Source organism: Flammeovirga pacifica (assembly GCF_000807855.2).
Lineage (GTDB): Bacteria > Bacteroidota > Bacteroidia > Cytophagales > Flammeovirgaceae > Flammeovirga > Flammeovirga pacifica.
The window spans coordinates 1-1,797 of record NZ_JRYR02000007.1; the positions used below are offsets into that span (position 1 = coordinate 1).

Annotated in this window: 2 protein-coding genes; both read right to left on the reverse strand. The window is 29.5% G+C overall.

Annotated elements, in window-relative coordinates:
• Positions 1-482: 482 nt before the first annotated feature.
• Entirely contained in the window at positions 483-746 is a 264-nt protein-coding gene (locus NH26_RS24855) for a transposase (RefSeq protein ID WP_044229947.1), read from the reverse strand.
• Between the two features lie 165 nt (positions 747-911).
• Positions 912-1,277: an IS110 family transposase gene (locus tag NH26_RS24860; protein WP_044229944.1), complete on the reverse strand. Its 366-nt coding sequence runs from the start codon at positions 1,275-1,277 to the stop codon at positions 912-914.
• Positions 1,278-1,797: the final 520 nt, after the last annotated feature.

The window sequence follows — 1,797 nt, forward strand, 5'->3', positions numbered from 1 at the left end:
AAGCTGTAAGATATTGGGGATTCTGAAGATTTTGCTTTTCTGGTGTTTGACATAAATTTATTACAATTTAGTCAACTTATTTTAGGACGTTACAAGAGATAAAAAATCCCACAAGGCGTATGATCTTGTGGGATTTTGTTGTTATAAGGTACTGTCTTAAAAGTCAAGTAAATTCATATAATTTTTCTGAGATTATCTCAAACGTTTCGCTACCGCGGGTTCCTCAAATTTTCATTGCAAAATTGCAACACTAAAGTGCTGGCAATTTCACTATGAGAAATTTCGAGGTTTATATATTGTTTTTTTCTATTATATTAAAAAAATTGAGAAGTTTAGCAATAAACTATCTCGTGTAGCCATTCATGCATAATGTTTGGCTACCTTTTTTTCTAACTCATTATTCCCCCAATTATAACTTTCTTGGTAATATTCTTCTTTCTTCCAAAGCGTATACATTAGCTTTAAAAGCTTTACTTGTATTGCTACATATCCTTTTTTTGTCCTCCCTTGCCTCTTACCAGATTGATTTTTTTGATATCATACCCCGCATAACTTGCCAGTTGCTTTTGATTTTTTATTAATGCAAATCCATTTGTTTCAGCTATTAAAACTACAGCTGTTAGAACACCTACACCTTTAATAGAGGTCATATATTCTATTTTTTCACTTAAAATTTTATCTTCAAGTGCTCTCTTAATGATTTTCTTTTTACAAGAGTCAATCTGTTTATTGACTGCTTTCAACATCACATCTATACTTTTAACAGTCTCTTATACAGAATGCATTGAATGATTCAAAGTACTCTTTTGATTTTTTTAAGTGGTCTCTATTTTATTTAAATCCTCTAAATGACGAGTTAACGTTCTTAATTGGTATATCTCTTTAGAAATAGGTTGCCACAAATCAAGTTGTTATGATAGTCCCATACTCACTAAGCCTTTTGCATCAATTGGATCATTTTTCGATTTATGACCAATGGAATTCATGTATGACCTTGCTCTATTTGCTAATACAACACATACATTTTCATCTTTATTAAATAAATACCATGCTAATGATTCATGATATATGCCAGTGGCTTCCATTATAATATTGTAGTCATATTTTGAATCGATCTTTTTAATATACCAGGCTGATAATTTAGTAAAACCTGAAGAAGTATTATCAAAGGTCTTACTACCTTTTACTACTAATTTACCTTCATCATTCCTAAATAAAAGACAAACTTTAAAATCTTGTTTTGCAATGTCAATTCCTATTGTGTAACGTAAATTCATGATGCTAATTTTTATAAGTAAAATGATCATCAATATTGGTATTCTTATTTAACCTTGACTCATAAATACAGGATAATAACGGTTAGAGATTTCCCTTGGTACTGTTCTGGATTGCTAAGAATAGCAGAGAAGCCGATCCCTTATAAACAGTATTACTTAGTCGAAGAACGTGCTTTCTCTACTTCAATATTTAATTCTTTATAAATTATGAATTTTTGTACTTTTAATTTCTTACTCTAAGATATGAGTTGGAAACTTATACAATAATAAAGTTCTAAGTAACGCCTGTCGGCTTGATACTCATATCTTTACATAAATAAAGAATAATACAATTTCATAAATTGAATATTAAATGATTTGTGACAAGAAAAGTATCACTATAATACTAGATATATTAGCACTTAATGCTAATAATATCGTTTCTTAGGAATTGACTTTCTTGTTTCTCTTTTCGAGCTAGAACAGTACCCAAGGAAGTTTCATTGTATATCTATCCTGTATTTTATGAGTAAAAGCGATA